Annotated in this window: 25 protein-coding genes, 1 tRNA gene and 2 pseudogenes; 17 read left to right on the top strand and 11 right to left on the bottom strand. The window is 61.0% G+C overall.

Annotated features, from left to right (window positions below):
- Positions 1–40: 40 nt before the first annotated feature.
- Positions 41–961 carry an MPT63 family protein gene (locus MSTE_RS04910; RefSeq protein ID WP_096505445.1) on the top strand — a complete coding sequence of 307 codons (921 nt, stop codon included), beginning with the start codon at positions 41–43 and terminating at the stop codon, positions 959–961.
- Between the two features lie 63 nt (positions 962–1,024).
- On the opposite strand, the gene MSTE_RS04905 is transcribed toward MSTE_RS04910, so the two are convergent.
- Together MSTE_RS04905 and MSTE_RS04900 are read right to left on the bottom strand one after the other, a co-directional pair.
- Positions 1,025–1,927, bottom strand: a complete 903-nt coding sequence (locus MSTE_RS04905) for a hypothetical protein (protein ID WP_096499434.1) — start codon at positions 1,925–1,927, stop codon at positions 1,025–1,027.
- A 144-nt stretch (positions 1,928–2,071) separates the two neighbouring features.
- The gene (locus MSTE_RS04900; protein WP_096499432.1) at positions 2,072–2,674 is read right to left on the bottom strand and encodes a TetR/AcrR family transcriptional regulator; all 603 of its coding nucleotides are present in this window, start codon (positions 2,672–2,674) and stop codon (positions 2,072–2,074) included.
- Positions 2,675–2,761: 87 nt separating this feature from the next.
- Between MSTE_RS04900 and MSTE_RS04895 the strand changes: the two genes are divergently transcribed.
- Positions 2,762–3,862 carry an oxygenase MpaB family protein gene (locus MSTE_RS04895; RefSeq protein ID WP_096499429.1) on the top strand — a complete coding sequence of 367 codons (1,101 nt, stop codon included), beginning with the start codon at positions 2,762–2,764 and terminating at the stop codon, positions 3,860–3,862.
- Positions 3,863–3,904: 42 nt separating this feature from the next.
- Positions 3,905–3,977: transfer RNA gene (locus MSTE_RS04890), tRNA-Arg, on the top strand.
- An 83-nt stretch (positions 3,978–4,060) separates the two neighbouring features.
- Here MSTE_RS04890 and MSTE_RS04885 read toward each other — a convergent pair.
- Both MSTE_RS04885 and MSTE_RS25435 read right to left on the bottom strand, forming a co-directional pair.
- The gene (locus tag MSTE_RS04885; RefSeq protein WP_096499427.1) at positions 4,061–5,245 is read right to left on the bottom strand and encodes a tyrosine-type recombinase/integrase; all 1,185 of its coding nucleotides are present in this window, start codon (positions 5,243–5,245) and stop codon (positions 4,061–4,063) included.
- Complete coding sequence (locus MSTE_RS25435) at positions 5,238–5,792, bottom strand: hypothetical protein (protein ID WP_231896996.1); 555 nt, start codon at positions 5,790–5,792, stop codon at positions 5,238–5,240. The genes MSTE_RS04885 and MSTE_RS25435 overlap by 8 nt, the downstream gene beginning before the upstream one ends.
- Before the next feature lie 120 nt (positions 5,793–5,912).
- Here MSTE_RS25435 and MSTE_RS04875 point away from each other — a divergent pair, with 120 nt between their 5' ends.
- The 9 genes from MSTE_RS04875 to MSTE_RS04840 all read left to right on the top strand — a co-directional run bounded on the left by MSTE_RS04875 (position 5,913) and on the right by MSTE_RS04840 (position 11,040).
- The gene (locus tag MSTE_RS04875; protein WP_096499425.1) at positions 5,913–6,098 is read left to right on the top strand and encodes a hypothetical protein; all 186 of its coding nucleotides are present in this window, start codon (positions 5,913–5,915) and stop codon (positions 6,096–6,098) included.
- A 201-nt stretch (positions 6,099–6,299) separates the two neighbouring features.
- Positions 6,300–6,629: a hypothetical protein gene (locus MSTE_RS04870; RefSeq protein WP_096499423.1), complete on the top strand. Its 330-nt coding sequence runs from the start codon at positions 6,300–6,302 to the stop codon at positions 6,627–6,629.
- 184 nt (positions 6,630–6,813) lie between these two features.
- Positions 6,814–7,170 carry a DUF2742 domain-containing protein gene (locus MSTE_RS04865; protein WP_096499421.1) on the top strand — a complete coding sequence of 119 codons (357 nt, stop codon included), beginning with the start codon at positions 6,814–6,816 and terminating at the stop codon, positions 7,168–7,170.
- On the top strand, positions 7,167–8,804 hold the full coding sequence (locus MSTE_RS04860) for a hypothetical protein (RefSeq protein WP_231896995.1): 1,638 nt from the start codon (positions 7,167–7,169) through the stop codon (positions 8,802–8,804). The genes MSTE_RS04865 and MSTE_RS04860 overlap by 4 nt, the downstream gene beginning before the upstream one ends.
- Before the next feature lie 36 nt (positions 8,805–8,840).
- Positions 8,841–9,209, top strand: coding sequence for a hypothetical protein (locus MSTE_RS04855; RefSeq protein WP_157997642.1), 369 nt, complete (start codon positions 8,841–8,843; stop codon positions 9,207–9,209).
- The gene (locus tag MSTE_RS04850) at positions 9,178–9,399 is read left to right on the top strand and encodes a hypothetical protein (RefSeq protein ID WP_157997641.1); all 222 of its coding nucleotides are present in this window, start codon (positions 9,178–9,180) and stop codon (positions 9,397–9,399) included. Before MSTE_RS04855 ends, MSTE_RS04850 begins: the two co-directional genes overlap by 32 nt.
- Positions 9,396–10,340 (top strand): hypothetical protein, encoded by a 945-nt coding sequence (locus tag MSTE_RS04845; protein ID WP_157997640.1) that lies wholly within the window; start codon positions 9,396–9,398, stop codon positions 10,338–10,340. The genes MSTE_RS04850 and MSTE_RS04845 overlap by 4 nt, the downstream gene beginning before the upstream one ends.
- A 16-nt stretch (positions 10,341–10,356) precedes the next feature.
- A complete protein-coding gene (locus tag MSTE_RS24900; protein WP_157997639.1) occupies positions 10,357–10,503 on the top strand; it encodes a hypothetical protein in 147 nt (48 codons plus the stop codon).
- A gap of 120 nt (positions 10,504–10,623) precedes the next feature.
- On the top strand, positions 10,624–11,040 hold the full coding sequence (locus tag MSTE_RS04840; RefSeq protein WP_096499413.1) for an HNH endonuclease: 417 nt from the start codon (positions 10,624–10,626) through the stop codon (positions 11,038–11,040).
- On the opposite strand, the gene MSTE_RS04835 is transcribed toward MSTE_RS04840, so the two are convergent.
- Positions 11,041–11,268 carry a hypothetical protein gene (locus MSTE_RS04835; RefSeq protein WP_157997638.1) on the bottom strand — a complete coding sequence of 76 codons (228 nt, stop codon included), beginning with the start codon at positions 11,266–11,268 and terminating at the stop codon, positions 11,041–11,043. It abuts the gene before it with no gap.
- A gap of 385 nt (positions 11,269–11,653) precedes the next feature.
- Here MSTE_RS04835 and MSTE_RS04830 point away from each other — a divergent pair, with 385 nt between their 5' ends.
- From MSTE_RS04830 to MSTE_RS04810, 5 genes and pseudogenes are all read left to right on the top strand, one after another.
- A complete protein-coding gene (locus tag MSTE_RS04830; protein ID WP_096499409.1) occupies positions 11,654–12,919 on the top strand; it encodes an ATP-binding protein in 1,266 nt (421 codons plus the stop codon).
- A 154-nt stretch (positions 12,920–13,073) separates the two neighbouring features.
- Complete coding sequence (locus tag MSTE_RS04825) at positions 13,074–13,385, top strand: WXG100 family type VII secretion target (RefSeq protein ID WP_096499407.1); 312 nt, start codon at positions 13,074–13,076, stop codon at positions 13,383–13,385.
- A 6-nt stretch (positions 13,386–13,391) separates the two neighbouring features.
- Positions 13,392–14,159: pseudogene (locus tag MSTE_RS25930) on the top strand (TNT domain-containing protein); the annotation flags it as partial.
- Positions 14,160–15,313: 1,154 nt separating this feature from the next.
- Positions 15,314–15,727 carry a hypothetical protein gene (locus MSTE_RS04815; RefSeq protein ID WP_157997637.1) on the top strand — a complete coding sequence of 138 codons (414 nt, stop codon included), beginning with the start codon at positions 15,314–15,316 and terminating at the stop codon, positions 15,725–15,727.
- A 382-nt stretch (positions 15,728–16,109) separates the two neighbouring features.
- Positions 16,110–16,511, top strand: coding sequence for a nitroreductase family deazaflavin-dependent oxidoreductase (locus tag MSTE_RS04810; RefSeq protein WP_096499403.1), 402 nt, complete (start codon positions 16,110–16,112; stop codon positions 16,509–16,511).
- Positions 16,512–17,427: 916 nt separating this feature from the next.
- On the opposite strand, the gene MSTE_RS04800 is transcribed toward MSTE_RS04810, so the two are convergent.
- From MSTE_RS04800 to MSTE_RS04775, 6 genes and pseudogenes are all read right to left on the bottom strand, one after another.
- The gene (locus tag MSTE_RS04800; protein ID WP_096499399.1) at positions 17,428–17,802 is read right to left on the bottom strand and encodes a hypothetical protein; all 375 of its coding nucleotides are present in this window, start codon (positions 17,800–17,802) and stop codon (positions 17,428–17,430) included.
- Between the two features lie 18 nt (positions 17,803–17,820).
- Entirely contained in the window at positions 17,821–18,786 is a 966-nt protein-coding gene (locus MSTE_RS04795; protein WP_096499397.1) for a glycerophosphodiester phosphodiesterase family protein, read from the bottom strand.
- 283 nt (positions 18,787–19,069) lie between these two features.
- Positions 19,070–19,252: pseudogene (locus MSTE_RS25825) on the bottom strand (hypothetical protein); the annotation flags it as partial.
- Between the two features lie 1,898 nt (positions 19,253–21,150).
- Positions 21,151–21,956 (bottom strand): IS5 family transposase gene (locus MSTE_RS04785; protein WP_231896907.1). Its coding sequence is split into 2 segments (ribosomal slippage): positions 21,151–21,609 and positions 21,612–21,956, totalling 804 coding nucleotides; the frame shifts between segments, so codons are not numbered across the junction.
- Positions 21,953–22,882, bottom strand: coding sequence for a hypothetical protein (locus tag MSTE_RS04780; protein WP_157997636.1), 930 nt, complete (start codon positions 22,880–22,882; stop codon positions 21,953–21,955). Before MSTE_RS04780 ends, MSTE_RS04785 begins: the two co-directional genes overlap by 4 nt.
- A gap of 423 nt (positions 22,883–23,305) precedes the next feature.
- Entirely contained in the window at positions 23,306–24,772 is a 1,467-nt protein-coding gene (locus MSTE_RS04775; protein WP_096499393.1) for a sugar transferase, read from the bottom strand.
- Positions 24,773–24,888: the final 116 nt, after the last annotated feature.

Below are 24,888 nucleotides of genomic sequence, written 5' to 3'. Positions count from 1 at the left end.
CGCTGGGGGGAGCATTTCGGACGTCAAGGAGACCACCATCGTGAAGATCAACGTGCCCATCACCGCCGCCTTGGCGGCCGCCGCGGCGGCCGCCGGACTTGCCCTGATGCCAACCGCCGGAGCCGACACTACGCTCGGCCAGCAAGGTCGCCTGACCAACGGCGACGTCGTGCAGGCATGGACCATCAGCGACCTGAAGGTCAGCACCGACCAGCTGCCGTACCAGCCCAAGGGCACCCTGTGGGAGGCGACCGCCACCGACGAGGCCATCCAGGGCAGCGTGATCCCCATCGTCGCCAACTTCAACGCGAAGACCAACGACGGCGAGACCTATCGCGTGCTGTACGGCGTGCCTACCGAACAGGGCGTGAACCCGGGAACCCTGTCGCAGGGCGAGAAGACCAGCGGCAAGATCTACTTCGACGTGACCGGTGCCGCCCCCGAGACGGTGACGTACACCTCCGGCGACGAGGATCTGCTCACCTGGAAGGCTGCGCCCGCCGCTGCCGCACCACGTTCAGGTGGTTCTTCGAGCCAGTCGCATGGCACCGCCCCCGCGCCGGCCACCAGCGCCGCGCCCACCACGTCCGCGGCACCCGCCGCTGTTCCCGCCGGCAGCCAGGGCACTCCGCTGCCCGCCGGTAGCCAGGGCACCCCGGTGGACGGACAGCAGCCCGCGACGACTGCGACCCCGACCGTGGCTCCCGTGACCGCAACTCCCGGCCCGACTCCGGCCACCCCGGCCCCCGCCGAAGGCACGCCGCTGAACAGCACTGCGGTGCCTGCTAGCCCGGCCCCCGCCTCGCCGGTACCCGCGACTCCGGTCCCCGGCGCCGAGGGTGCTCCGCAGACCGCGACCCCGCCAGTGGCTGCGGTTCCCGCCGTTCCGGCCTCTGAAAGCACTCCGCACGGCCAGCGCGCAGCGGGCAGCCAGGGCACTCCGGTTTCCACCGAGGGCTAGTAGGAGCCTCAGAAAACATCTCGGCATTGACCGCCGGCCGCCTCGTGCGGCCGGCGGTTTTTGTTATGAGTGCGAGGACCACCAGGCATACAGCTGGTCGAGAGTCGGACCTGTCACGCCCGAACGCGTCTCGCTGAGCAGCAATCGCTCCTCATCTGTCCAACCGACCACCGGGTGTCCCTGGTTGGTTCCGCAGAACACCGTGCCGCTCACCTGATCCGGCGTGGCGTTGCGACGCCACGGTCCCGGCGACTGAATCCGGCCGGGGCACACCACTACCGCATTACGTTTCGTCAGACGGCTCAATCCTGCCGCGAGCGCGGACCTGTCCTTCACCAGCGAGTAGCTGGCCTCCAGCGGCCCATCCGGATCGTCACTACGCCCGCACTTCACTTGCGCCACTGCCTCATTCGCGGGCTCAACGACCTTGCAGGCCGATGTCGCGTAACCCGTCGGAAGCATGGAGAGCAAGCGAGCTTCGGCATCGGAATCCCTGCTAGTCGCCGTTGTCGATGGGGCCGCGCTCGGTTCCGCGGGCGGGGCGTCGTCGCCACCGCCTGCGAATGCGGCGACCACACCACCGACGACGACAACCACAGCGGCCAGTATTGCGCCACCAATTACTAACGGCCGCTTGCTTCTTTGCGGCTTGTCCTCCCAGGACGAGAAATCAACCGGAGCCGTGGGCTTCGCAGGTCCCGAGGCGACGGGAGCCGCCGTGCTGAAGGTCTCGTGACTCGGCCACTGCAGGTACTGGCCGCTCGGTTCCACCGCGGGCGAGTGTGGTTGCACGAATGCCGGCTCATCGAGGAATGGCGGCTGGCCGAACTCCTGTTCCGGCGCAGCGAACGGACCGGGTTCAGACAACATCCCGGGAAACGCGTTGAGGACCGGTAGCGGCGCGGTATCCGCGGCATCAGACGAGTCGTCGGCCGGCGGTGAGCCCGCTCCGATGTCCGTATCCATCCGCTACCCCCAATGTCTCGTGGTTATGTCCCCGACCATGGTCAATGCACAAAGATTACTTGGCCCGGTTGCCCACCGGCCGAAAGCACACACGGTGGCCGCCTCAGAACCGGGCCGGCGTCGCGGAGAAGCTCCACCGCTCGGCTACAAGAGCGCCTTGGTGGGCGCCGGCACCAAGGCCCGCGCGATCGGCAGGATGTACTGACGAGCGTACTGTTCGGCGTCTTCCCTGGTGGCCAGCGCCCGGCGAGCACTCGGCGCAAGGATCAACGAATGCGTCAGGCGCACAAAAACTTCCGCAACACCGTAGGCGTCGTCGACAACATCACCGGCACTGCGGCTCACGTGGCCCGCCAGGTATGTGGTCGCCATGTCCAGAGCTGGGCCTGCACCATTGGTCAGGACCGGCAGCACCGACTCCGGATCGGTTTCCACTGCCCGCCGCATCAGTGGGTGCGTGTGCACATACCAATAGATTCCGGTGAATCCCGCCACCAGCTTGTCCTCGGGGCTCTTCAGCGCGGCGATTTCTCGGTCGATGGCGGAGAACATCGTCTGCGCCTCCCGCATGAGGACCGCTAGCACAAGCTCGGTCTTGTTGGACCAGCGGCGATAGACCGTCATATGCGATACGCCCGCACGCCGCGCGATCTCGTCGACCGTCGCCCGCCGAAGACCGAAGCTGAGCATGGTCTGCAGCGCCGCCTCAAGGATGCGCTCGCCGGTCGGATCCGGATCTGCAGACACAGTTCAGTCTCTCACGCAGAGGTACTTCCCAACTTCGTGTTGCAATGTTAGCTTCTAACTAAGTTACTAACACCGACGGAGGATGCAATGACGCATGTACTGCCGCGCGACACGACACACGACGACGAATCGGAACGGGATACCCACGAAGAGGGCTTGGCCTTCCTCCGCGCGGCCGGCACGCGCCCGCACGTCATGGACGCATTTCGCAAGCACCTGGGCAGCCCCCTGACCGGCGTCTTCGGTGGGGTGCTGTTCGACGAGGTAGCCCTGCTGCCGGTGGCGGCGTCTGTCGACCGCTCCGGACGGTTCCGCCAGAATTTCACCGACCGTGGCATCCGGAGTGCACTGAGCGCGATGTCGCTGCTCGCCGGCAATCAGCAGCAACGGGCCGATACGGCGCAATGGCTCAAGGAACGCCACCGCGACGTGCGAGGCACCGGAATCGGCGAGTACGCGGGGATTCGTTACAGCGCATTGGATCCCGAGCTATGGATATGGATCGCGGCCAGTGCCATGAACGCCACTTTGGAGGCCTTCCCCTATTGCACGGGTTACGCGATGAATCCCGCCGAAAAGGAGGCCGCATATCAATATCAGCGGTATCTGTTCAAAGATCTCGAACTGCCCAGCGCCAAGGGGAAATTCCCGGAAACATACGCCGCCTTCGTCGAGTACTACGACGACATGGTGTCAAACAGACTGCAGTCCAATGGCTTTCTGCGCGAGCAGTTCGCCGGATTGATGCGACTCCCACTGCCCACGCTGTTACTCCCCGCCGCGATGCGCCCGGCCCTGTTGCCGCTCTGGCTCGCGATTCGCCCGATCGCGGGCCGGGTGATTCAGGTGTGTTCGGCCAAGGCGATGCACCCCGAGATACGCGAGATGATCGGGTTCCAGCTCAAGCCCCGACACAACGTCGAGTTCGCCCTCTACACCCGGCTCCTGCAGCTGGTGTGGCGCGCGACACCGGAACGGCTCCTCATAGAACCCATGTTGTACAACACGATTCGCATAGACGATGCCCGCGCTCAACTCGATGGATCGAAGACCGCGCAACGCAAGTACGAGAAGGTCTCACGAACGCTGACCCGGCGTAACGAGCGGCTGGCAGACTTCTATCACGGCTATCGCCTGGATAGCTTTGCCGCCCCTGAACGCCCGACCGGTACCTGCCCGTTCGGATGAGAGCCCACGGGGACAGCCCGGTAGACTCCTGTGCTGATCCCCGCCCTCGTAGCTCAGGGGATAGAGCACGGCTCTCCTAAAGCCGGTGTCGCAGGTTCGAATCCTGCCGAGGGCACTAAACATGCACTTCAGAGGATTTTCAGAGTTGGCGGCGCGGCCAGATAGTCCGCAATCTCCGTACTTTCCCCGTACATTGGCCTACTTTTTGCCCTGACCAGCCCATTTGTCGAGCACAGCACGAGCGTCAGGGCCGGTGGTGCGGCGCTGTGCGTAATGCTGCTCAGTCGTTGCCATCTCTGAGTGTCCAAGCTGCTGTTGCGCCGCCTCGATACCAAGGCCATCGCGCACCACCGTGGCGACTGATCGCCGGAAGCTGTGCGGCGTGATCCAGCGCAGATCCTCGTGTGGTGCCAGTGCCTCACGCAGCGCGCTGCGGATGTTCGACAACGACACAAGGCCGCCGTCACGGTTGGTCAACACCGTGCCCGAAGAAGTCGTGGACACTGTGTCCCCTACTAGGGCGGTTAGCGCTTCAACGCCGAACTCGGGCAGCAAGACGGTGATCGGTGGCGCACCTCCCTTGCGGAAGCCCTGCCGATGGATCGGCTTGCCGGGAACTCGGTCGTGATCCATGACCGTGCCGTTCACCGTCACTGAGGGCGTGTCGTCGAGAAAATCCACGTCTTGCCATCGGATCGCGAGCACCTCACCGGGCCGGGCACCGGTCGCGGCCAACAACTCGACGAACGCCGGCAACATCACACCCCTTGGCGGGCCTGAGCGACCCGACGGAGTCACGTATGCCTTCACAGCCTGGCGAACCTGCTCAAGCTCCACAGCCGTCAGCGCGCGCACTGGCCTACGTTCACCCCGCGGTGCTGATTGCGCCTCACGAATCGGATTGTGGTGCAACACGTCGAAGCGGACTGCCATCGAGAACATACCGACAAGAATCGTTCGCAGGAGTGAAGACTGGCGCGCTGGAATAGTCTTCAGATGACTATCAGCACGACTGGTCGTCAACTCTGTAATACGCAGCGCCCCAAGATGTTCAGATCCATGCCCCCGCCACACCCGTCGATACTGCATCTCCGACTGCGGGCTCAGGGAACCTTGCGCAACCTTGTCGGCAACCCACGCCTCAAATAGGTCATCGAGCGTCGTCTTGCCATTGACGACTCCCGTGCCGGTCCCGGCCGCCAACTCAGCGACGATCCTGGCAGTGAGGTTCCGGCGCGCATCCTCCGCAGACTTGCCCGTCGCCTCACGCTCCACACGCTTGCCGGTCTTCAGTCGCAAATACGTTGTGGCGTAGTGCTTCCCATCACGTCGAGTACACGTGACCTTGCCATGCTCACCAGGGGCAAGGCGTTGCCTAGGCATCGCCGTCTTCTATCCCCAGCTGCCGCTCTAGATGCGCTATCCGCTTGTCGTACTCTTCGATTACCTCGCGGTCACGACCCCTGTCCCGCACGCCACCTTTGTGCTCCGAAGCGCGTTGGCCAAATAGCTCCTTGAGTCGATCGAACTTCAATTCCTGGTATGCCCGCCAGGTGTTGAGTTGCTCGGTGGCCCGGCCCCAGTCGCCAGATTCCGACACGACGTCTTGGTGCCACAGGAGTCCCGAAAACCATTGTGATGCAATGAACTCTGATGACTCTCGACCTGGCAGTACCTCCACCGAGTCCTGATACGGCCCGGGGTAGACGAGGTTCACTGGAGATGTTTCTAGAGCGGCGGCGAGGACGATCAGTTCCGCTATGTCGAGACCCTTCTTTCGCCCGCTTTCGTAGTTGGCGATCTGCGCCCTGGTAATCGGACAACCGAGTTCAGAAGTTCGATCTGCGAGCCACTGCGCCGACCGGTCCCCACGCGCCGCCTTGATCGCTGCTGCTATCCGCGCGTGCATATCGCGCTCCCACTGTGCCATAGCGACACAGTTTAGTTACCCCTTGTGCGGATTGGAACCTACGTGTATATCTTGATTCATCACTACACAAACGACATCGTATCGATGCTGTTTTGACACAACCAGGAAGAAGGCGGGAGCGTGGAGAAGGTCAACCATCTGAACAACTGGGAGCAGACCGGACAGCGGCTCGGAGGCATCCGACGAAGCAAGGTGTTCGAACTCTGGTATTCCGGCGCCTTGGGCTCGGTACTGGTCGGCGCGAAGCGGTTCTCGACCGATCGTCAGATCGACGAGTACATCGCCAAGCTGGAAAGCGCAGCCTAATGCGGATTTACCCGCAGGACGATCATGCCGATCTTGGCCTGATTGAGAACGATTACACCCCCGAAATGCGAACTGCTCCAGCTGATTCCGGTGCTCGAACACCGGGCCGGAGCAGTTCTGAACACCCAACCGATAAGTAAGGAGTTCATATCCATGATGACACAACTACTCGCACCTGATCTACCGTCGCCAGGTACTTGCATGCCGTGGTGCACCGATGGTGACGGGCATCCTCACTACCTGCTCCGCGGCGATCAGTCCTGCTGGGGACCCGCCCATAAGGTCGTTTTCAGCCTGGATGATCACGCCCCAGCCAGCTCAGTTGTCCCGGTGCCGTCCGATGCCACGGGGATCACGGTATACGCCTATCGCGGGTACTACGAGCTGCCGAAGGTGAAGCTGAATGTCTTCCATGATCCCGGCGACGACCCTTGCGGGATAGACCACGACTTTCTGCTGACACCGCAGGAGGCAGTCGATCTGGCGTTCCATCTGATCGGCGCGGCCGAGCTGATCGGTGGTTTCAAGTGATGTCCGAGATCATCCGGTGCTCGAGGTGCAACAGGCCGATCCAGGCCGAGCAATCAGTCAACCGCCTGTGCGGTCCAGTCTGCTGGCGGAGTATTTCGGGTTGCACCGAAGAACCTCCCGATTCACGGTTGACCTCGGGCATGGCAGACCTTGACGAACGTGCGGCTCGCGCCTTCGGGGCTCCGTGGTAATCGGCAAGGAGGTGGAGGCCCCGGTCATCGTGCCGGGGCACTCCCCCGTCTCCCGAGAGGTCTCTTGGTGGCCGGTGCACGAGTTCGTGGCCGCTCTGGTCGCGCAGCTCGATGAACCGTTGCCGACAGCGGGGACGCCTACGTGGTGCGCCCTGTCCGGTGGCGACCCTCGCAAGCTGCTAGCCCTGGCAGTGGCTGGTGAACATCACGTACTGCGCCTTGAGCTGGACCAGAACGCCTCCTCTGAAGCGTCGAAAGCCGTTGCCGCTGCATGTGACTGGGGTCGCGTTTCAAACGCAACCCTGCGAGGCCGTGGCCCGAACTACATCCCCCGAGAGAGGGCATCTTGAACAACGACGAATTCTTCACGGCCACCCCCGAGTTGCAGGCGATTCATGGGTGGGCGCGGGCCCGGTATGCCGCACCGTGGGCGGTTTTCGGCGCGGTGCTGTTGCGGGTGTCGGCCAGTGTCGGCCCTCATGTGCAGCTGCCCGGTCTGATCGGCGGCCGCGCGTCCCTGAATCTGCTGTGCGCGTTCGTATCGGCCTCTGGTGGCGGTAAGGGCATCTCGGACAAGGTGGCCCGTCTGGCGTGGCCTAAGCCGATTCTGGAGCTGCCCATCGGGTCGGGTGAGGGCATCGCCGCCACGTTCAAGAGGCCGGAGAAGGAGGGAGAGGACAACGAGGCGATCACCGCGGCGATTTTCAATGTGCCCGAGGTCGACACCTTGGCCGGTATCGCCTCGCGTCAGGGCTCGATTCTGCTGGCACAGCTCAAGTCCATGGCGATGGGTGAGCAGATCGGCCAGCAGAACGCCTCCAAGGCCACCAGCCGCGTCGTGGCAGCCCACACGTACCGCTGCTGCCTGTCGGTGGGAGCCCAACCGCTACACACCTCCGTGATTTTCAACGACGCCACCGGAGGTACACCGCAACGGTTCCTGTGGTTCCCCACCACCGACCCGTCGATGCCCGCAGAGGCCGCACCGGACCCGGCACCGCTGAACACCGACATCCCCGTCTACGTCCCCAACGACGATGGCGTGGTCGAGATCGCCTACGGTCCCGATGCCATTCGGGAGACCGTGATCGGTGCGCACCTAGCGCGTCAACGCGGTGAGGGTGACGCCCTCGACGGGCATGCACTGCTGACCCGTTGCAAGGTGGCCGCGCTGCTGGCGGTCCTGCATCACCGCTCGGTGGTGTCCGAGCTCGACTGGCAGCTCTCCGAGGTCGTGATGACCGTCTCGGATGCCACTCGGGACTGGATCACCAACGAAGCCAAGAAGGCGCAACGGGCAAAGGTGCGTGAGCGGGCGGTGGCACGCGCTGCCGGGGATGACTTCTATGACGCGAGCCGCTTGGAGACCGTCAAGCGCAGCATCCTGCGGCTCCTCGAGCGTGACGGGGAACAGCCTGGCAACAAGCTGCGATCACGCCTCGGTAAACGCGAGAAACGCGATCTCTTCGATCAGGCTGTTGCGTTGCTGGAAGCTGACGGTCTGGTCTCTGAACGGACGGATGAGTACAACGGAGCAAGGCGTGTTCGGTATCGAATCGGGTCAGGCCTGACCCATGAGGTCACCCCTGAAAACCCCAGTTCAGAAGGGGTGACCCAGTTGGTCAGGCCTGACCACCCTGCCACGGTCACTGAGTTGGATTTGCCCAGTTCGCACTGCCCCGACTGTCACACGGCCAGGGCACGAGTGGACACCGGGAAGTGCGGCCCCTGCACCCTGGCCACCATCGGAGCGCACGAGTTTCTTGTCTGCTGGTTTCGTACTAACACTCAGCGCGGGGAGTGGGTTGAGCCCGCCACCGTCATCTCCGCTGGCCTGGAGATCGGGTACAAGCACGCGACGCTGAAGGCCGCGCAGCAGCGCCAAGGAAGTCCGCGCATTCAGTCCTCCGGCACCGGTCGCGGTTCCAAGTGGCGACTTGATTCAGCAACTACATCAACTGCAGGCACCAAGGAGACCGCATGACTGACAGACGGCAGGCTCGGTGATCGATAGATGTGGGTGAGCGATGAGCAGGCCGCACTGATTCGGTACTGCGTCGCCGAGTTGGTGCGCCGCCGCCAGCTGTGTGGACAGCCCGTCCCTAACCGGATCCACGATCTGCGCCTGTTCCTGGCGGCGATGACCGTAGACGGAACCCAGAATCACTCCGGTGCAACAGAATTAGTTCAAGGTCAAGGCGATCTGATCGACACCGAGAAGGCCGCTGAGATCCTGGGCTACAGCACCCGCTACATACGTCGGATAGCCAGCGATCTTGACGGTCAACGGGTTTCGGGCCGGTGGGCGTTCAGCGCCCGCACCGTCACTGAATACGCCGAGGCAAGGAAACACCGATATGACCGACAGCCCACTGATGGCAGGGGTTAAGCAGTACCTATCCCAGCTGTCTCCCACTGAATTCGCCGACCTTGTCGCCGAGGTCCGCGAGCCCGAACCCGAGAAACAACCACCCGATACCAGCGGAATCGACCGCGGCCGTGCCCGCTACACCGGAAAACAAAAGATCGAAGTCGCTCCCGGTAACACGGAAACCCACACCGCGGGCAAGTGGTCATGAGAGTGAACGTCAAAGAACGGCCGCTTAAAGAGCGGGTACTCGACCAGATTCCCCGCTACCGCGAGCTACAGAATCGCCGCGACCGGCTACGCAGCTTATTGCGCATCGTGCCACCCGCCTCCGATCTCAATCTCGCTTACGCCGAGCAGATAACCGCCGCCGCCGATACCGGCGCCGACAACCTGGACGACCTGCGCGACCGGTTCGCCGCCGATCGCCAGAATTGGACTGCAGCAGCCGAATTCAACACCCTGGTCCGTGATGCCTGGTATCACGCATCCAGCGAGACCGAGAACGCCCAAAAGGCCAGCGTCCCGATCGCACTGGACTACCTGCGCGGTGAACTCACCGCCCTGATGAACGAGGTCCGCGAGCACCGCGAAGTCCTGCAGGCGCACCCCGACAGTGCCGAGGAAGCCATCGGCGCAGGCCCTGCCGGGCTCAAAAGCTGGAAAACCGTCAATACCCTGATCGACCGCTATCAAGAGCTGCGCACCGAGCACCGCGTCTACGTCAACCTCCGATTCGGCGGAACTGTCAAGGGATTCGATACCTGTGCACAGTCCGCCCGCTTCCTGGAAATGGACCCCTGGTGGCGGCGCTGCCGTAGCACCGGCGGCACCTGCAACGACACCCGGATCGCGGCCTGGCTGCACAACCGCGAACACCACGCAGAAGGCAACCGCACCAACATCTGGCCCCACAGCTACACCCAGCCCCAGTGGCTGCTGGCCGTCGCCGACAACGATCCATGGCTGCCGGACGCCAACACCATCGACCGGGCCAACCAGATCGCCACCGAACTGCTCGGACGCATGCCCAGCAATAACTCCGAGATCACATCGTTCTACCGACGTATCGCCGAACTAACCGCGCTAGGGGCAGTCGTCGACCTCACCACACCAGACACGGCACCGGCCACAACAGCCCACGCCCACTAAGCCGGAAGGAAAACTCATGCCTGAAGCGCACCGCATCGACCGCATCAGCCGCTGGGAGAACATCGTTTTCGCCTACCAGCAGTACCTCACCGAACTCGACGACGAACAGTTCGCCACCGAACTAAACCGAGTACGCAACAACGGCATCGCCAACCCCACCTAGACCGGGCCGCGCCGGCGGGCCTTCCTTTCACCCGCCCTGCAGCGCCCAACTGGACCCCAGGTGCCGCAGATACGGCCCAACTGCCGCACCTGGGGTCCCCACAACCCCCTAGGAGCCTCGATGCCCGAGCGCGTCAACGACGCCCGTATCAAACGCATCCGCACCAAAGTCCGAGCACGCAAAGATCACTGCCACATCTGCGGCAACCCCATCGACTACCAAGCACATCACCACCTGCCCAACAGCTTCCAACTCGACCACCTCTGGCAAGTAGCCCTCGGCGGACCCGAACACGACATCGCCAACTGCGCGGCCTCACACCGGCACTGCAACCGCCAACGCTCCGACAAGATCGACGCAACCACCATCACCGCAGCCGCCCACTACGGCGTCACCATCAGCACACCGGGGACGCCCGCAGCAGCAGACCGACCATGCGGCACGCCAAACGCACAGCACTGCGATCAATGCACCGGCACCCACAACCCTCAGACCGGTGTCACATTCGTGACTGCACGGAACTGGTGGTCGAAGTAGTTACTCGGCGCGCTTATCCCAGACCTCAACCATCTGGACGACCGTGGCCGCAAGGTCCACCACGAGTCCAGGTATCGGGTCGTCATGATCGGACTCGACCGTCTGGCCGGTCTGAACCATCTTGGTCAAGTGCCCTATCAATCCCCTAGCCGCCGACAACTCAGCCGGAACCTCTATGGACTGCATCCGCTCCACAAAATCTGACGGCATCCCCGGGTAATTCGGCATATCAGAACTCCTTACGGTGCAGGAACCGGGCGCGAACCCGCGTCAGGGTACTTGCAGCGTAGGACCAGATCGAGAGCGCCACATGCGAATTCACAGCCAGAGACCCTGGCTATATACCCCTCCCGCCCCACCTCGCTGTCCGCCTCGTGGCATACGGCGTTCCTCCCCCCGTCATTTTTTCCAAACCACCACCATGGGTCGAAAAAAGAAAACCGCTCCCTCTCCGCTGCCCTATGGCCCGAGGTGGAGAACCCTGGTGGGCGGGGGACTGCTACCCCAGGCCTCTACCTCCCATCGTGTTGAAGCTAGTACCCCGTGAAGATCGCTAGTTGAAGAAGATGCTGGATTAGTTGAAGCTGAGGTGCTTGGATGCTCCAATAGTTGAATGACACTGCCGTTCGGAGACGACGTACTGTCGCTGGCTGCCCAGGAAGCCATTTTGCATTCGATCTTCAGGCCGAGCGCGCCGACCGAAGATCGTGCAATGTTCAAAGGGCGCACCGCAGAGTTGAGTGGGGTACTGAGCGCGGTACAGCAAGTGGGGCAGCACGTCATAGTGTACGGAGAGCGCGGCGTAGGCAAGACTTCGCTCGCATACATGGCAAGAGAGGCATTTCAGCAGGCCTCTGCGCATGCTGGCGTGGCAGTACGTGTTGCCTGTGGCAATGATGACAACTTTGCGAGCGTGTGGAAGAAGCTGACCGCTCACCTTCAGTCATTCGCCGATCTAGCTCCGGCGGGAATTGCAGCCAACCTAGAAGCTGCTGTTGACAAATACGAAGACATCATCGAGATGTCTGATGCTGTGACTCCGGATAGTGCGGCTAGGGCACTCAAGATTGTGGCCAACGCGGTGCCGTTGGTAGTGATTTTGGACGAGTTCGACAGGATCGGAGCATGGGATGACACGGTCCTGTTCGCTGACCTAGTCAAAATGCTGTCGGATGACCTCGTGAAGTGCACAGTCTTCATCGTGGGAGTGGCCGACAATGTGGCCGGGCTCCTCGCTGGCCATGCCTCCATTGACCGCTGTCTCAAGCAGGTCTACATGCCAAGGATGAGTGCAGACGAACTGAGGGAAATTGTTGTTGGCGGCTTCCAAAGATTCAACGATCTGAGCGGAATTTCGATCGAACTTGAGACGCGCGCAGTTGATGCGATCATCCGACTCTCCCAAGGTTTTCCGTACTACACACATCTTCTAGCCGGCGCGATTGGCGAGCTCGCACTACGCAATCACAAGCATGAAACAGGTGTGCGGGATGTCTTCGAAGCACTAGTACGTGCGACCGAAGAAGCGGCTCACAGCATCCGAGTGAGCTACACGGATGCAGTGGCTTCGGCAAAACCGGCGGGATTCGACATGACACTGTTGGCGTGTGCAATAGCTGAAATCGATGAACTTGGCTTCTTCGCGCCGGTGGATATCAGCGGTCCGTTGTCGAACCTCAGCGGAAGGACCAGGCGGACACCGAGCTACCTGGGGCATCTGAAAAGGTTCGCCGATTCACCCATCTACATCCTCGATACGAGGGGCGAGGGCCGCAAAACCCGGTATCGATTTAGGGACCCTCTAATGAAGCCCTTTGTGATGATGAAGGGCTTCAAAGACGGGGCATTGAAATTTCCGCAGAACACGGACGACGCCTGAAATGCCTACTTTGCGCAGACGCTCCCCGATCTAACGTCCGGGCCGTTCGGGGCAACTCGACCGTTCTAGCAGTATCCAGACGGCTGACAACCATCGGCACGAGCTACCTGACGGTGCTACTGTGCCCGTAGTTGTTAGCTGAGGGGGTGTTGCTGTGGGGTCGTTGCAAGTCAGTCCTGAATTGCTGCATCTGTCGGCCAATGAGATAGACCGGCTACTGGCCGCGCATCGTGCAGCGCATACCAAAGCCCACGGCCTGATCAGTGCCGCGATGTCGGGGTGGGTTGGTGGCGCGTCCTCTGCGCTAGGCAGCGAATCAACCCAATGGCAGGGCCATTCCAAGCACGTCGAGAATGAATCCACCCATTACCGCGACGCATTCGATCAGATCGGGTACGCCTTCGCCGGGATGGAAGAACAAACCGCCGTCAGTATCCTGGGCAACCGTCCACAGGCGAAGGCGTAACCCGACGTGTCGTTGTCGCTGGCCGATATCAAACGCGCCAAGGTCCAATCGTTCCGTGACGTAGCGGACGGACTCGACGCGATGGCGAACGCCAATCGGGACATGAAACGCGGTGTGGAGCGGCTTCCGATCATGGGCGACGGGTGGAAAGGCGTCTCCGGTGACGCAGCGCACCACGACATCGACGCACACGGCAAGTACCTCGATGGCCACGCCCAAGCCCAACAGGTTGCGGCGGGCAAGATCCGGGCCGCTGCCGATGAATTCGAGGGCGTGCAACAGCTGCTCAAGAAGATTGAAAGCGACGCCGCCGGCGGCAAGTTCACGATCAACTACGACACCGGTGAAGTCACACCTCCGAATGGCAAGTACGACAAAAACGAGTTGGACTACCTGACCAACACGCTGCGGCAGATCCGCGCAGCCGGGGATGCCGCGAATACCGACCTTGAGGCAGCAGTCAAAGCTGCCCAGACACTTCCGGACCCGGCCGGATCTGCTGGCGCGCTGCCGCTTACACCGGGATCGGCGATCAAGCCTAACGGCGCTGCTGGAGCGCTACAGAACTTGGCAGCCCCCAACCCTGATGGTGATCCTGGGGCGACTAAGGCTGCCGCTGCCGGTGCGGACACACAAGCCAACTACAAAGAGTGGTACCCCAAAAACGCTGTCCCGGTGGGCGATAAGAACGTCGATCCAAGCAAGCTGGGCGGTCTAGGGGCACTCCCAGGCGTGCGGGACAGCACCGACAAGATTCCGCAGCGGATGTCGCCGACCTTGCAACCCAAGGATGTGCCCGCGTTCAAAGACTTGACGCGTCAAAACCTGCAACGCCTGGGCGTGCCCGCCGACCAAATCGAAGCAAAGGTAAACGCAGCGGTCGAGCAGGCACAAACCCCTCACTTCCTGCCTGATGCACCCGCTGGCGGAGACGGCAACGCCAACCTGAGCAGATCACCAGGTGAGCGGTTCATCGACTTCACCAACGATGTTCACGAGGGCTTCTACCAAAGCGCCGACGGTGCCGTACAGCAAGGCAAGGAACTCACCGGGCAAGCCGGTCCGGGCGCACCCGGAGTCGCCGAAGCCTGGGCCAACCTCGCCAAAGACAGCGGCAAAGCTCTGTTGGATCAGACCGTCAACCCCATCGGCTCCGCGATTGACCAAGCCCAACAAGCCGTCAACGACCCCGGACACTTCGCCGGACACAAACTCTTCGAGGCAACCGCCATCGCCCCCACCCTGCCCCTAGGCGGTGAAGGCGGGGCGCTCACACACGGCCTTGAAGGCGGCATCGAACGCGGACTCGCAAGCGACGTCGCCCACGGTATAGACAATGGCGTGGGCCACCACCCCGCACCGGTCGCTGGCCTCGATCACGCACCAAGCTCAGGCGGATGGAACTACTCCACTGAGCACTACTCGCCCCAAGCGCCGCAGTTGGCGTCCGAACTCAATAGCGCATTCGCCAACGGCCATCCCACAGCTGAATTAGCGGGCCAAGTGGCCGATCACGCGACTCACCACGCACCAGGTATTGGCAGTACCGCCAATCCCGATCGCGTGGTGCTTGGCAAATGGGCTGGTGAGGAAGCTGGATACATCGGAGAAGCCAGACAAAATGGCGGCATCTACTACGACACAGGCGGCGATGCATGGAACGCTATCGGCAACGGGCTCGGCAGATCAGACGCAGATACTCTGGGATGGCAAGTTAACGAGCATTTTCTAAAGTCACAGATGGAGAACGGGATACCGCGCATAGACTACGTAACTGAGGGCACCAAGTTCTCAGGCATCGCAGATGTGCTGCGTAACGACCCAAACTCGTTCTCCGCGAAGGAAATTAAGTACCTGATTGAAAATGCCCCAGCATATGGATACCAACGAATTGGTGACTCCTGGGTGCGAGTAGGAGGTCAATGATCATGAATGATGATTTCGCAGAACAGGTCCAGACTGTTGTCGGGCCATTGCTAACTGATCTTGGCTTCACGTTGGATGAGATCGATAGTCACGTCGACGAGGGCGGCATGCGTGGTTCAGTCGTCTACTACCGCGCCCAAGACTGCAAAATTCAGATCTACCAATCGTCCCGCGAAGGCAGCATCAACTGCATGATCGCCCCGCTGGCCGCACCAAACTCGTTCGGCCCCAGAGACCAGTCCGGTGGTTGGCAGTACCTCACCAAGTTTGTCCCGATGCCCGAGATGTCACTCGAGGAACTGGCCCGATCAGTGAGCTTCGAGCCAAAAACCAGCTTCGAACAACTGCAATGGGTGCGCGACAACATCGCGGACAACTTCGAGGCGGCACACACCGGTGTCCTCAGCACGCGCTGAGAACGTACCGCCCACAATGAATTGATCAACCTCGCCACAGGTAGACCCCCGCGACTTTCCGTCCGCAGTAGATTGACGCCGAAAAACCGTACTTTCCCCGCATAAACCCCCGCGACACGCCGCGAATCTATACGCATCTAACTGCACTTCGTACTCGCGTAAATGATTGTGCCGCAATACGTTAACGGACTTTGACGAACTACGGCAACCGACAAATCTACAAGCCGGTGTCGCAGGTTCGAATCCTGCCGAGGGCACTTCTTCCACTACGCCGTTTCACCCCTCCCGCCCAACCACACACAGCCCCGCAGGCGTTGACACGGGCCTACAACCTCATTAACTTCAGCTTACTCAAGTTGAATTAAATAAGGAGCACGGCTACATGCCCCAACACCTCCAGGCGCCCCGCTGGCTCGCCCGCTTCAACAAGCGAGTCACCAACCGAATCCAGGGAAAATGGGCCGGGGCCGTTCCCCCGTACGGGGTCATCCTGCACAGGGGCAGAAAATCCGGAACCATCTACAGAACGCCCGTCGTACTGCTGCGCGCACACGCGGGATTCGCGGTCATGGCCGGCTACGGCCGCCACAGCGACTGGATCAAGAACCTGGAGTCGGCGGGGACCGTCGACATCCAACGACGGGGCCGGACAGCGACGTTCGATCAGATTCTCGTCGAGTCAGCCTCGGAGGCGCTTCAGCACCTCCGACCGATCGGGCGCTGGATTACCAAGTGTCTTAAACCCGAATGGGTAGTTCTCATGCTCGAAATCGAGACCGCCTGAAACTTCCCGCGGCTACCAACCCGGGTAGTCGCCCACAACCCAACTCGCGATGAAGACCTCGGGTCGCTGTTGACCGTCGACGGAACACCATCAATTCCGATCGCTATTGATAGCGCCTTTCCAAAGACACGATCCCCACGAGGAACGAACCTCTGTACATCCACCAATCCGCATAGTCGGGCTCCTTCTTCCGCGACACCATCGAACAGTGACGATCTGCCGCGGAGGCGGCGGCAAGACCTTGCCCTTCATCCCAGTTGGCCACGTACACGGAAATATCTCTATTCTCGTCGTAATCCGAGACCCGCAGCTGATAGTACGCTCTCAATTTTCTCCCCCGTCCCATGAATGAGTCGTATCACGAAAGGGGAAACGGGCACATCCGAGTACGCGAACCACGGCCTCTAACGGCACACCTGATTGCGGAACCAAATCACTCGGCATGTCGCTTTTGATGTGCACGCTGTTGAGGTCAATTGAACTCGCCAGATTCCCTGAATAATCTATGGAGTGCGACAGCGGCGGATCTCCTTGTGCACGATTATTCCCCACAGCGATATCAGCCCGCGGTAGAGCAGTCATGAGGGAGAAAACAACCAACGAAACCCAGAAGAGTATCTTCATTGCCTCAGACCAATAAGACGCAACGCTACCCCATCCCAGTATTGTGTTAATCATAAAAACCCGTTCGGCATCAGGACGCTGTCTGACATCACGCTGCACTCGATCATGCAACCGATTATTACCGCGGTGACACACGCTCTACATGCACCTTTACAGATCAGTGCCACGACCATCCATGAATTGCCGATCGCATCCATTTAATGCATATCATTGATGAGCATTCAGCCGGCATTGAAATCTGCGGCATTGCACTACTTCACGGCATAAACGAAACGCCTCGACTGCCCGCTTCTCATCGATGGCGCGTGGATTGACGGGCGATCATCAACAACATTCCCGCACATCCGGCGACAGCCGCGAGTACGAAAATGGTGACGATTCGCCGCGTAGACACCGAGGCGATCTTGTGGACGCCGCTTACCCCGTTTTCCTGTTTGCGTGCGGCGTCGCACCACAGCTTACGGAAAGTGTCCACGTCGCCATTGAGCTGGCACACAACCAGATGGAGGATCTCCCATGACGGAATAGCCCCGGGCGCGAAGGCCTTGGCGACTGTTGTGTGACTACACCCGATAGCCCGGCTGATACTGCGAAAACTGGGTCGACCAGCCATGAAACGCAGCTCGGCCAGCTCAGCATTTAAAGGGTAGACATGAGCGTCAGGCATTATTCGAAGACTTCTTCTCTATTGCCAATTTCGTGCTGCCAAAGGCGAATCAACCAACACGGCATTCAGCCCAATCTTACGGGCCAGACGAAAATCATCTTCGGTTTTTACCGCAAATCCAATCGTCTTCATACCGGCCTGCTGAGAGTTGAAGCACTCAATAGAGCTGGGGTCCCAAAGCTCGGCATCAACTTGGGAAGCGCCGGTACCCAACGTAAACGTCTCAGAGACTGAGACATCGCGATGGAGCTCAAAGCCGGCCCATCTCCCAATGCTTGGCGCCGGCTCACACCGATGATTCAGTGCCATGTTCAAGAGGCGCTGACGAGTCATATCGCGACTTTCGGCGACTTCTAGGCTCCTCTGAGCCGCCAATACAGTCACTTCCGCATCTGTCGAGTAGATGACTGATCGCTCTACAGCAGCCGTCTTGACCAACACCCGAGAGACTGCATCTACCAGTGGCTGAGCCGGCGCCTGTTTCAGGTCGAGGAACAGCGGCATACTCGGCGGTACCGCGGCGATTGCTTCTTCGAGCGTCGGTATCTGGACTACCTGCTGACGATAGGGGTTGATATCTTCTTTTGCGAAATTCCACCCCGCATTCAGCTCTTTCAATTGCTTCAATGTCTTGGAGTTCACTCGCCCTGTACCATTTGTCAATACCGACAGATCAACCGGACGATAAAGCACCGGTATCCCGTCACCGCTCACCTGGACGGTTATCCACATCCCTCCGACTCCCGACTTTTCAGCGTTGGTAATTGCCAGAAGTGTGTTCTCCGGATAATCCGCGGCACCGCCACGATGGGCGATAAGCATTGGCCCGGAGCCAACATCAGCCGGGAGGCGATCGTCGGTTGACGGCGATATAGTCTCCGCAAAGGTCGCGTGTCCATTTTCATCGCCGGTGTAATGTCCGCATCCCGTCACCGAGAATGCCACAGCGATAAAACCAGAAGTTAACGACCAAGCACCGAGCATTTACGGATCACCTCAAATTGGAAAGCAGCGCAGTTCATCAAACACTGCGTCAGGAATACACATACAGAGCATATGACACGAGGTGTCATATTGTCAATGTCGCGCTGTGAAGTAGGCCTCTTACGTCGATCAACATTTCAGTACATTGACCTCACGCTAATTGGAATCCGCCGATTGAAAGCTGAAATCACTCGGTCCGCAAAGATGCACTGATCGCCTGGCAGCCGAGCTGATGTGGGACCCTAACCCTGCCGACGACAACACCAGCGCCATTCGTACGACCCTAACCGCCTGCCGAGTGCTTTCCCCCAGTCGAAGCCGATCCGCCATGAGCGCCCGAGCCTTCCGAACCACCACCCGACGACGCACCTGCTGTGCGGTGCTTTCCACCCGACTCGCTAGGCGAGGCCACCTTGACCTTCACCTTGTTGGACGCACCCGAGGAATCCTCGTGATGCTTGCCGCTGTCGGAGTCGTTCTTGGTCACGGACGACGTGCTTGAATCCGCCGCACTCGCCGGCTTCGAACTACCAGTCTTCCTCGACGTGGCCGGATTGTCATGAGAGTCATTGCCCTGCTTTGTCTTAGCTCCCGCCGACGAACCAGTCGCATCCGCCGCACTTGCCGACTTCGCACCCTCAGTCTTCGTTGAGGTGGCAGATCCATCGGTGTTGGTCCCCGTAGAGGTGATCGCACCCCTCGTCTGCTTGATGGACCCGGTTGCCGAATCCTTGAGCGCACTGTTCGCCTTATCGACCTTGTCCTGCAGCTTCTCCTTCACGACCGGCTTGGCGAGCTTCTCCTTGCCTTTCGATGCCTCCTGATGCTGACCAGAGTCATTGTCCTGCTTGCTCTTCGGAGCCTTGGATGCGGCATCTGCGACCGACTTAGTGCTGTCAGTCTTTGCCGCAGCTGCGGATGCATCTGTGTTAGTTGTCGTGGAAGCGCCGATACTGCCGGTGTTCTGGGTGTCGGTCACCTGCTTGTTTAGTGACTGGTCTGCCTTGTCCGGCTGCCCTTCCTTCACCAGTGGCTTGAGCGACCTGTCCCTGTCTTTCGCGTCATCCTTTGGTGCGGTCTTGAGGTCTTCCTTCGCGGTGTCCTTAACCGATTCGACAGCGTGCGGCGCCGAGGGCTCACTGTCTACAACCACACTCGGCCTCGATGCGGAAAGCTGCGCGGACGAGACCGTCTCGACATCCGACGCAGCGTCGCCGTTGACGACGGCCGCTTCCTTTTCCTTGCCTGATCCGCTGGTGCCCAGCAGGTGCCACGCAAAGTCCGGTGTTCCGGCGGTGAGCTGCTGAGGCTTGGGGAGCGTTTCCGGCATCGCAAACAGAGCGGCGGTGGAACGCGCGGCCACTGCATGAGCACCCGCGCTCTGCACTGCCCCGAGGAGCCCGTTGTCCAACGACTTAGTTGATTCGTTGATCGCGCGATTGGCATCGAAGAGTGGCTTGCTCGCGTCGATGTTCAGGCCCTTTATTGCGGCACGCCCCTGGTCGATCACTCTGTTCACCTGAACTGTGGCGGCGTCGAGTGCATCGGCCACCGGCTTGAGCATGTTCTGCGCCTGGTTGAACATGGGGTTGGCGATGCTCTTGAGCCGGGTCAGTCCCTCGCGCACCGCGTGAGCCACAGATACGACCAACGCATTCTTATAGATGGCATCCCCAAGTGCGCTGTTACCGAACAACGTGAGTCTCTGCTTCTCCGGGCTCAGCAAGTTATTGCTGAAACCGTCGATCAGCGCGTTGAACACCGTCTGCGGGACTTCAAAACGCTGCGCCCAGTTGATGTTGGTCGGCGCCCTGAAGACATCCGTTTGCACACCGGCCATATCCATACCGCGTGTAAAGGTCATCACGCCGTTGGCGTCGGTAGTGCTCTTGACATCTTGATAACCAAGCGCAACCAGCTGTGTGAGCGCACTCTCAAACGAGTCGGCAACGGGTGTGGTGATGTCCGCCAGGCCCGCGTATCCGAGTAGGCGAGGCAGCATGTGGAAGGGCTCAAGGAGCGCAAGATTGCCCGAGTCATAGGTGACGTAGGTGGAGATGCCCTGTACCGGGAACTTGAAGTCCGTGCCCAGGATCGACCGGAAGACCGGTCCCAACACCGCATTCAAGGCGCTGTTCAGGGGGCCATTGACCACGTCGACGATCGTGCCCTGGGTAAGCAGGTGGAGCCCCTGTCCTCCCGTCGGATCAGCGGTGACCAACCCCGCGTTGACGAGCCCTGGAAGCAGCTGGCCGACCAAGTTGGCGGCCACCGGGATTGCCTTGTCCTTATCGGGAATCAGGTAGGTAGGCATGACCACACCCGCGACGGAATTCGCCCAGGCAAGTGGGTTAAGAGCGTGTCTCATGTGGATAGTTTTCTGAAGCAGACCAGGGTGGCGGCGAGTGTGAGGAATGCGGCGTAGAGATGGTCGTGGCGTTCCCAGCGGGTGCCCAGGCGGCGGTAGGTGAAGAGCCAGGACATGGTGCGTTCGACTTTCCAGCGTTTGGTGCCGAGCCGGTCGCCGGATTCGGTTCCGCGGCGGGCGATCCGGGGTGTGATGTGTCGATTGGTGAGCCATTGCCGCAGCTGGTTCGCGTCGTATGCCTTGTCTGCGTGCAGTTTTGCCGGTCGCCGCCTGCGTGGCCCGCGCGGGGATTTGATGGCGGGCAGTGCCCGTACCAGCGGCGGGACCGCATGCCCGTCCCAGGTGTTGGCGGCGGTGACCGCGGTCTGCAACGGCAGACCGGTCGCGTCGGTGAGCACGTGAATCTTGGTACCCGCTTTGCCCCGGTCTACCGGGCTCGGCCCGGTCATGGCGCCCCTTTTTTAGCCCGCACGTACGCCGAATCCACCACGGCCCGTGACCAATCCAATGCCCCATCGGCACCGAGCCGATCGAGTACCGCTTCTTGTAGACGCCGCCATACCCCGACGGCGGTCCACTCGGCGAACCGGCGATGCGCGGTAGGGACCGTCACTGCGAAACATGGTGGCAAATGCCGCCAGGCACACCCACTGACCAGCACAAACACCACCGCGGTGAATACCGCACGCTCATCGGCATACGCCGTCCCGCCGCCCTGGGGACGCACCCGCTGCACCGGCAACAACGGCTCCACCAACGCCCACAACTCGTCCGGAACCAACCTCAACGAAAGCTCTTTCACACCAGCACATCATGCCCCAACCACCCCACAAACCACACAAGACACGCTCTAAGCGTCGACGGTGCGTCCGAAAGTAGGTCGTACTTCCACCCGATATCGGTGACGGAGATGTTGAGAACCTTGGTGGCAAGACCAGCATTGGCCCCTGCATTCGTGTAGCTGCCTGCACCGGGATTACTGAGGTTCAGCCCAAACAACTCCGAGATGGGGGTAACCATCGCCATCAGGCCGCCGCCCGGGCGCGACGTGTTGCGAAACAGTACGGCGACAACGCCGGTCACACCGTGCTTACCGTCACCCCACAGGGCACTGTCGGACTCGACCTCTTTGATCATCTGGCGTAGCGCGAGCGCGCTATCGGTGCCGCCGAGACCGTCCCCGAGAATGAATGCGCGCCGCTGGTTGAGCGCTGTCAGCAAATCGTTCCCGATCGCACTAATACCGGGAATCCAATTGATCCATGGGCTATTGAGGGTATCCGCGACGCCTTCAAGCCCACTGAATGCGCCCATGCTGTAGCTCAGCTCGTTCACGGAATCGTAGACACCCGCCGGCCCGAAACCGGGCACCTTGGGCTCGACAGGGCTGATCGTGTTCAGCACGTCCAACAGCGTCTTAGCCGCCGAGGACAAACTGGGATTATTGAGCAATCCGACCGCATTAGTCAGGACGGCATCCGGGCTGCCGACCCCGGCCAGGCGCAACGCCTGGAAGACAGGCCCCACCCCGTACATGCCCACCATCGAGGCAAGTTGAACGTCCAGACTCATCGCACGTGGAGCAAGCGCAACGGCGGCATGGGGCTCGGGGGGCGAGAAGTTGACGGTGACCGGCGCCGCCACGCTGACGGTAAGTGCCGTCGCGGTCACCAACGCCGTCGTCGCCGACATCACCCGCGAGACAGGCAGCGGCAGGTGAGCAGGCACCGGCGCGCCGGCAAGGACTTGCTTCCGCCATCGCTTGGGAACGTTATTCGACGACCGAACATCCCGACCCGACATAAGCACGACACCTCTCCTCAGAAAATTTGAGCAGCGTTGTACGCCGAAAGTCCCACTGGCCATTGAGAAATCGACAATGCCTATTCGCAGCGAATTTGCAAGGAACGCCCCGCACCACAGCCATGTGCAATCAGCATCTGGTACTCGAGGGACACTCGCCAGTTGGGGGTAACACCCACGAAACGGTAGGACACAGAGTGTCATGCTGTCAACGATGTGTTTTAGCGCTAACACGCATTTACCGATTGAATGCGGTGACCGTTCGGTCCGCAAAGACCCGCTCGAAAGATTGTGCGGCACAGGGCCGCACGGCAAGCTCGGGAAGCCCTGCGGGCCATCGACCGAGTATCAGTACGCGCCCTCGCTGCGCACCACCGCGCCGACAGTCCGGGAAATGATGCGGATGTCGAGCCCCATGGACCAGTTGTCGACATACGAGATGTCGTGACGAATAGACTCATCGACCGAAAGATCGTTACGGCCGCTGACCTGCCATTGACCGGTAACGCCCGGTTTCACCAGGAGCCGTCGCCGCATCGTCTCGTCGTAGGCGTCGACCTCGCGCTGCACCTGCGGGCGCGGCCCCACGACGCTCATGTCACCGAACAGCACATTGAAGAACTGGGGCAGTTCATCGAGGCTGTACTTTCGGATGAACGCCCCCACCGGGGTGATGCGGGGATCTTCCTTCGCCTTGAAGAAGACGGGCGTGCTTCCTGCCGAGTCGATCATCGCCGCGGTATCGCGGTCGGCGCCCGTGTACATACTGCGGAACTTGATCATTCGAAATGGCACACCGTCCAAGCCAATTCGTTCGGATACGTAGAGCACCGGCCCGGTGCTGGTGAGCTTGATGGCCGCGGCAATCGCGAGCATCACCGGCGCGGTGGCCAGAATGGCGGCAGCCGCGAACGCCATGTCGAAAGCTTCCTTGGACATCGATCGCGCGCGGCGATGGCCCGGGGCGAGCATCTCCAGCATGTGGACCCGCTCCAGACCCCGCTCCGCTGTGGTCACGACGGTCTCATCCACGTCCCCCGGAGATGCCGCGAGCTCGATTCCCAGATCTCCGAGCTCGGAGGCCAGCACTGAAAGTTCCTTGCGCCCAAGTCCATTGGTCATCGCGACCGCGACGATCTGAGCCGATGTCCGCTGCGCCGCCTCGACCACGTGCCGGTCGTCACCGACGATCGGTACGCGGTGACCGCCAACCTCGATCGCCTGTCCCCCAAGCCAATGCTCAACTCCGGGGGTGCACGCGCCGACGACCTCGAAGCCGCTGCCCCGGTGACGACCAAAGGCGGTGACCATCTCCCGGACGGCATCGTGATCGCCCGCCAGCAGCACGGGCGTCCGGCTCGCCGAGCCCCAGATACGCCGCAGCCCGTATCGGGCGACGAGTATGCCCAGCAGTCCCAGCGGGATCTCGATGACCAGATGCCGAATATCGATCAGCTCGATGCGTGAGATGAGATAGGTGAGCAGCACGATCGTGAACAGCTGGAACGTGACACTGACGACCGTCTGCCATTGCTGCAAGACCGCCCGCAACGCCTTTCCCGGGCCGACGGTGTGCAGCGAGAGCGCAGCAAACCAGGTGACGGCGATCACAACATCGGTTGCCGCGTACCACCGTCCCAGGTCTTGCCGCCCGGACAGCAGATGATGCGCGAGCTGATACGAGACCAGCGACGTGAGAGCGATGGCGACCAGGTCGGCCGCCGGCGCCCATCGTCGGTGCAGGTAGAAGAGCCCCCCAGGGCGCGCTTCTACCCTCCGTTGAATTCCATCACTAACGACGCTCTTCAAATCCATAAGTGCACTTGACCCGTTCGTTCATATCGGTTGATTCGTATGGACGATTTAGGCAATTGAGCCCGACCTATTTACGTGTAGAGGTTTCCATAACGACCAAAAACACGCCACGTGAT

The sequence above is a fragment of the [Mycobacterium] stephanolepidis genome, from assembly GCF_002356335.1.
Lineage (GTDB): Bacteria > Actinomycetota > Actinomycetes > Mycobacteriales > Mycobacteriaceae > Mycobacterium > Mycobacterium stephanolepidis.
Note: the sequence above shows the minus strand (reverse complement) of the source record. Positions and strands in the feature narration are given on the sequence as shown.

What these genes read in the sequence shown, in the direction of transcription:
- MSTE_RS04905 (WP_096499434.1), bottom strand. Translation starts at nt 1,927, where the DNA reads ATGGATACGGACATCGGAGCGGGCTCACCGCCGGCCGACGACTCGTCT.
- MSTE_RS04835 (WP_157997638.1), bottom strand. Translation starts at nt 11,268, where the DNA reads ATGCCGAATTACCCGGGGATGCCGTCAGATTTTGTGGAGCGGATGCAG.
- MSTE_RS04815 (WP_157997637.1), top strand. Translation starts at nt 15,314, where the DNA reads ATGAATGATGATTTCGCAGAACAGGTCCAGACTGTTGTCGGGCCATTG.
- MSTE_RS04885 (WP_096499427.1), bottom strand. Translation starts at nt 5,245, where the DNA reads ATGCCTAGGCAACGCCTTGCCCCTGGTGAGCATGGCAAGGTCACGTGT.
- MSTE_RS04840 (WP_096499413.1), top strand. Translation starts at nt 10,624, where the DNA reads ATGCCCGAGCGCGTCAACGACGCCCGTATCAAACGCATCCGCACCAAA.
- MSTE_RS04895 (WP_096499429.1), top strand. Translation starts at nt 2,762, where the DNA reads ATGACGCATGTACTGCCGCGCGACACGACACACGACGACGAATCGGAA.
- MSTE_RS25435 (WP_231896996.1), bottom strand. Translation starts at nt 5,792, where the DNA reads ATGGCACAGTGGGAGCGCGATATGCACGCGCGGATAGCAGCAGCGATC.
- MSTE_RS04800 (WP_096499399.1), bottom strand. Translation starts at nt 17,802, where the DNA reads ATGCCTGACGCTCATGTCTACCCTTTAAATGCTGAGCTGGCCGAGCTG.
- MSTE_RS04775 (WP_096499393.1), bottom strand. Translation starts at nt 24,772, where the DNA reads ATGGATTTGAAGAGCGTCGTTAGTGATGGAATTCAACGGAGGGTAGAA.
- MSTE_RS04845 (WP_157997640.1), top strand. Translation starts at nt 9,396, where the DNA reads ATGAGAGTGAACGTCAAAGAACGGCCGCTTAAAGAGCGGGTACTCGAC.
- MSTE_RS04795 (WP_096499397.1), bottom strand. Translation starts at nt 18,786, where the DNA reads ATGCTCGGTGCTTGGTCGTTAACTTCTGGTTTTATCGCTGTGGCATTC.
- MSTE_RS04870 (WP_096499423.1), top strand. Translation starts at nt 6,300, where the DNA reads ATGCCGTGGTGCACCGATGGTGACGGGCATCCTCACTACCTGCTCCGC.
- MSTE_RS24900 (WP_157997639.1), top strand. Translation starts at nt 10,357, where the DNA reads ATGCCTGAAGCGCACCGCATCGACCGCATCAGCCGCTGGGAGAACATC.
- MSTE_RS04810 (WP_096499403.1), top strand. Translation starts at nt 16,110, where the DNA reads ATGCCCCAACACCTCCAGGCGCCCCGCTGGCTCGCCCGCTTCAACAAG.
- MSTE_RS04830 (WP_096499409.1), top strand. Translation starts at nt 11,654, where the DNA reads ATGACACTGCCGTTCGGAGACGACGTACTGTCGCTGGCTGCCCAGGAA.
- MSTE_RS04850 (WP_157997641.1), top strand. Translation starts at nt 9,178, where the DNA reads ATGACCGACAGCCCACTGATGGCAGGGGTTAAGCAGTACCTATCCCAG.